Raw genomic sequence first — 5219 nt, 5'->3', positions numbered from 1 at the left:
GGGCCGGGGCGGCTCCCGCCCGGACGGGGGCCATCAGTGCGGTGACCACACCGAGTGCGGACGCGGCGAGCAGGGCCTTGCGGGCCATTCTGCGGCGGCCGGCCGTGACGGCGGTGCCGGTGGGGGGAGTGGTGCGCTGGTGCATGGTGGTGCTCCCTTCGAAGGGGGGTGGGAGGCGCCATGTCGGCAGGACTGAAAGTAAAGCTTCCTTTCAATTGCCGTCAACAGTGTTGGGAAACTTTCCTGTCTATTAACACGCGTGGCGGAAGGGCCTGTTGGGGCCCTTCCGCCACGCGCCCGTCCTTGTGCACCGGTATGTCGGTGTCCCGCCCGGCCCTGCCGGGCGGCTCAGCCCTGTGGCAGCGGGTAGACCGCCAGTGAGAACGAGTGGCCCGCCGGGTCCCCGTACACCCTCACGTCCCGGGGGCCGCTGTTGCTGTCGCCGGTGTCGACGGGCCGGGCCCCCAGCCCGATCGCCTCCCGCTCGGCCTCGTCGATGTTCTCGGGGCCGACCAGGATCCGCAGATGCGCCTGCTGCGAGTCCTCCGGGCGCGGCCAGCTCGGCGGGGCGTAGCCGTGGTCCCGGCGGATCGCCAGCCGGACGCCGTCGTTGCCGACGATCTCGACGAAATCGGGGTCGGAGCCGATCCGTATCTCCGCGTCGAGCAGACCGGCGTAGAACTCGGCCAGCTCCATGGGTTCGGCGCAGTCAAGGACGAGGACACTCGTTTTCTCCACAGTCATGCGGGAACCAGTACCCCCACCGGGCGCTGCCACGCCGCCGCGGGCCCGTCCGGGATCCGGAATCCGGGCCACCGGTGCGGACGAGTCCCGGGTGAGGAAACACCTCACGCGATCTAAGGTGCGAACCATGGCACGGAGCGCGGCGCATCCCGGGCCGGCCGGGGGCGACGCCGCCCCGGACGGACCCGACCCCCGGCGTTGGCGGGCCCTGGCCGTCTGCCTGGTGGCGGGCTTCATGACCCTGCTGGACGTCTCCATCGTCAACGTGGCCCTCCCCTCGATCCGGGAGGGCCTGAACACCCCCGAGTCCGACCTCCAATGGGTGCTCTCCGGCTACGCCCTCGCCTTCGGGCTCTTCCTCATCCCCGCCGGACGCCTGGGCGACGCGCGGGGCCGCCGGGCGGTCTTCATGGCGGGGCTCGCCCTCTTCACCCTGGCGTCCGCCGCCTGCGGGGCCGCCCAGTCCAGCCTGTGGCTGGTGGTCGCCCGCCTGGTGCAGGGCATCGCGGGTGGTCTGATCTCCCCGCAGATCTCCGCCCTGATCCAGCAGATGTTCTCCGGGCGCGAGCGCGGCCGGGCCTTCGGCATGTTCGGCACCGTCGTCGGCATCTCCACGGCCGTGGGTCCGCTGCTCGGCGGCCTGCTCATCCAGGCCGCCGGACCGGACCACGGCTGGCGCTGGGTCTTCTACGTCAACCTCCCGCTCGGCGCCGTCTGCCTCCTGCTCGCCCACCGGCTGCTCCCGGACACCCCGTCGGCCGGCCGGGTGAGGCCCCGCGACCTGGACCCGGTGGGCGTCGTCCTGCTCGGGGCGGGGGTACTCGCGCTGCTGCTGCCGTTCGTCCAGGCCCAGCAGTGGCCCGGAAGCGGAAAGTGGCTGCTCCTCCTCCTGGCCGGGGCCCTGCTCGCCGCGTTCGTGGTCTGGGAGGCGCGGTGCACGGGCGGACGCACCCACCCGGTCCTGGACCTGTCGCTCTTCCGGCTGCGCTCCTACTGGCTGGGCTGCCTGCTGATCCTGCTCTACTTCGCCGGGTTTACCTCGATCTTCTTCGTCACGACCCTCTACCTCCAGTCAGGCCTGGGCTACTCCGCCCTCCTGGCCGGGCTCGCCATCACCCCCTTCGCCCTCGGCTCCGGCGTCGCCGCGTCCATCGGCGGCCGGCTCGTCGGGCGCTTCGGCCGCCCGCTCGTGGTGGCGGGCCTGGCCATGGTCGCCCTCGGCCTCGCCGGCACCGCCCTCGCCGTCCACCTGGTGCCCGGCACCAGCGCGGGCTGGGCGATGGCCGCCCCGCTGCTCCTCGCCGGTCTCGGCAGCGGCCTGGTCATCGCCCCGAACCAGACCCTGACCCTCGCGAAGGTGCCGGTGATCCGGGCCGGCAGCGCCGGGGGCACCCTGCAGACCGGCCAGCGGGTCGGCTCCGCGATCGGGATCGCCGCCGTCGGCGCGGTGTTCTTCGCCCAGGTCGGCCCGGACGGCTGGGCCGACGCCTACGACCACGGGCTCGTCGTCTCCGTCGCCTTCGTCCTGGCCGCCCTGATCGTGGCGCTGGCCGACGTGGGCGCCGACCGGCGGAGCAGACGACGTACAGCACGCACACCGAGCGACGCATCGAGGAGCGCGGTATGAACGACACGACAGCGGACAGTGCCGGGAGCGACGGCAACACCTCCTACGGACACAAGCCGTTCAAGCGGTCCCGGAGCCACTTCGCCGACCGCGTCACCGCCGACGGACGCGACGGATGGCCCGTGGAGCCGGGCCGCTACCGGCTCGTCGTCAGCCGCGCCTGCCCCTGGGCGAGCCGCGCGCTGGTCTCCCGGCGGCTCCTCGGCCTGGAGGACGCGCTGTCGCTCGCCGTCGCCGACCCGATCCAGGACGACCGCAGCTGGCGCTTCACCCTCGACCCGGGCGGCAAGGACCCGGTCCTCGGCATCCGCTGTCTGAGCGAGGCCTACGACGCCCGGGAGCGCGGCTATCCCGGCGGTGTCAGCGTGCCCGCGATCGTGGACGTACCGAGCGGGAAACTGGTCACCAACGACTACCAGCGGATCACCCTCGACCTCGCCACCGAATGGACCGCCCTGCACCGGCCCGGCGCCCCCGACCTCTACCCCGAACCGTTGCGCGACGAGATCGACGAGGTCATGGAGGGCATCTACCGGGACGTCAACAACGGCGTCTACCGCGCGGGGTTCGCCAGCTCCCAGGAGGAGTACGAGGAGGCGTACGCCGCCCTGTTCCACCGCCTCGACCTGGTCTCCGCCCGCCTCGCGGACCGCCGCTACCTGGTCGGCGACACCATCACCGAGGCCGACATCCGGCTCTTCACCACCCTGGTCCGGTTCGACGCCGTCTACCACGGCCACTTCAAGTGCAACCGGAACAAGCTGACCGAGGACCCCGTCCTGTGGGGTTACGTCCGTGACCTCTACCAGACGCCCGGATTCGGCGACACGGTCGACTTCGACCACATCAAGCGGCACTACTACCAGGTGCACACGGGCATCAACCCCACCGGCATCGTCCCCGTCGGCCCCGACCTCTCCGGCTGGAGTGCCCCGCACCACCGCGAACAGCTCGGCGGCCGCCCGTTCGGCGACGGCACGCCCCCGAGCCCCGTGCCCCCGGGCGAGCGGGTCACCCCCGTGACCGCCGCCTGATCCCGGCGTTCACCCGGGCGCGGACGACGGTGGCGGTGGTGCGAGCGTGCCCGCCGCCAGCGGTGTACGGGCCAGCCGCACGCATCCCGCGGCGATCAGGGCCAGCGCAGCCAGCTCGGGCAGCAGCCACCAGCCGGTCCGCAACTCCTCGCCGAACAACGTCACCCCGTACAGGATGCTGATCAGCGCGTCCCCCAGCGTCAGCATCGGCTGCACGGCCACCAGACTGCCCGCCTGAAGGGCGTTCTGGAGCAGGAACAGCGCGCCCACCCCGGCCGCCGCCGTCGCGTACAGCTGCCAGGACGCCAGCAGCGCCGGAGCGCCGCCGTCGTCGAGGTTCGCCATCGCGTCCTTCATCAGAGCGGCCGTCAGCGCGTAGCCGCACGCGGCGGCCAGCCCCAGCAGGGCAGCCCGCGGATTGCCGCGCGTCCGCAGCGCCGCGCCGATCAGCACCGCCTCGAACAGCCCCGTCAGCACCAGCGCCGGGATCCAGGCCGCGTCCCGCACCGTGTCGCTGCCACCGACCGGCGCGGCCGACGCCATGCCGAGCGCGAGGCCGACCGTGACGGCCGCGACGCCGAACCAGACGGCCCGGTCCACCCGGGCCCGCATCACGAACCCGGCGATCAGCAGCGTCGCCGGAAGCTCGATCACGAAGATCGGCTGGACCACCGCGATCGGCCCGGTGGCCAGGGCGACCGCCTGGCAGACGGCCGCCACGATCACCAGCCCGATCCCCGCCAGCCACACCTTCTGCCGCACCAGCCGACCGATCAGGGAGAGCCGCATCGCCTCGCTGTCGGGCACCCGCATCGCCGCCCGGCGCTGGAGCACCGAGGCGGAACCGTTGCTGAGCGCGGTGAGGACGGCGAACAGGACACTGATCACCGGTTCATCATGGAGCCGCCCCCGGCCGGGGCGCTCGGCGCACGGGGCCGGTGGGCGTAACGCGCGCCCGCACCCCATGCGGACCGTGCCTGTCCGCAAGCCCCGGTACCGTGCGGACCATGGCAGCGAAGACGCACCGCACCGCCGCACACCCCACCGTCCTCTCCGCGCGGGCCCTGAACCGGGCGACCCTGGAACGGCAGCTCCTGCTGCGCCGGTCGGCGATGTCCGCGAAGGACGCGGTCGCCCACCTCCTCGGGCTCCAGGCCCAGAACACCAGGCCCCCGTACTTCCAGCTGTACGCCCGGCTCGCCGACTTCGACCCCGAAGAGCTGTCCGCCCTGATGGAGTCCCGCGAGGTGGTCCGGATCGTCACCCTCCGCTCCACCCTCCACACCCATACGGCGGACGACGCGCTCACCCTGCGCCCCCTGGTGCAGGCGGCGCGCGAGCGGGAGCTGAAGACCTTCCGGCGCGGGCTGGAAGGAGTGGACCTGGACCGGCTCGCCGCGGTGGCCGAGGAACTGGTCGTGGAGCGCCCGCGCCCGGTGAAGGAACTGCGGGAGGAGCTCCTCGCCCGCTGGCCGGACGCCGACCCCCTCGCGCTCACCGTCGCCGCCCGCTGTCTGCTGCCCCTGGTCCAGGTCACCCCGCGTGGACTGTGGGGCCGTAGCGGGCAGGTCGCCCTGACCACGGTCGAGCACTGGCTGGGCCGGCCCGCCGAACCGGTGCCCGCACCCGACGCCACCGTGCTGCGCTACCTGGGCGCGTTCGGCCCCGCCTCGGTCATGGACTTCCAGTCATGGGCGGGCCTCACCCGCACGAAGGAGGTCTTCGAACGGCTCAGGCCCCGGCTGCTCACCTTCCGGGACGAGAGGGGCGTCGAGCTCTTCGACCTCCCGGACGCCCCGCGCCCCGACCCCGAC

Annotated in this window: 5 protein-coding genes; 3 read left to right on the top strand and 2 right to left on the bottom strand. The window is 73.0% G+C overall.

Annotated elements, in window-relative coordinates; genetic code table 11:
• Positions 1 to 348: 348 nt before the first annotated feature.
• The gene (locus HET64_RS36270) at positions 349 to 744 is read right to left on the bottom strand and encodes a VOC family protein (protein WP_032791032.1); all 396 of its coding nucleotides are present in this window, start codon (positions 742 to 744) and stop codon (positions 349 to 351) included.
• Positions 745 to 871: 127 nt separating this feature from the next.
• Between HET64_RS36270 and HET64_RS36265 the strand changes: the two genes are divergently transcribed.
• The gene (locus HET64_RS36265) at positions 872 to 2371 is read left to right on the top strand and encodes an MFS transporter (RefSeq protein ID WP_215111490.1); all 1500 of its coding nucleotides are present in this window, start codon (positions 872 to 874) and stop codon (positions 2369 to 2371) included.
• Complete coding sequence (locus HET64_RS36260) at positions 2368 to 3405, top strand: glutathione S-transferase family protein (protein WP_215111489.1); 1038 nt, start codon at positions 2368 to 2370, stop codon at positions 3403 to 3405. The genes HET64_RS36265 and HET64_RS36260 overlap by 4 nt, the downstream gene beginning before the upstream one ends.
• A 9-nt stretch (positions 3406 to 3414) precedes the next feature.
• Here HET64_RS36260 and HET64_RS36255 read toward each other — a convergent pair whose 3' ends face one another.
• On the bottom strand, positions 3415 to 4293 hold the full coding sequence (locus tag HET64_RS36255; protein WP_215111488.1) for a DMT family transporter: 879 nt from the start codon (positions 4291 to 4293) through the stop codon (positions 3415 to 3417).
• 119 nt (positions 4294 to 4412) lie between these two features.
• On the opposite strand from HET64_RS36255, the gene HET64_RS36250 reads away from it, so the two are divergent.
• A partial coding sequence (locus HET64_RS36250; protein ID WP_215111487.1) for a winged helix DNA-binding domain-containing protein occupies positions 4413 to 5219 on the top strand: 807 nt, incomplete at its 3' end.

Source organism: Streptomyces sp. McG3 (assembly GCF_018619185.1).
GTDB lineage: Bacteria > Actinomycetota > Actinomycetes > Streptomycetales > Streptomycetaceae > Streptomyces.
Note: the sequence above shows the minus strand (reverse complement) of the source record. Positions and strands in the feature narration are given on the sequence as shown.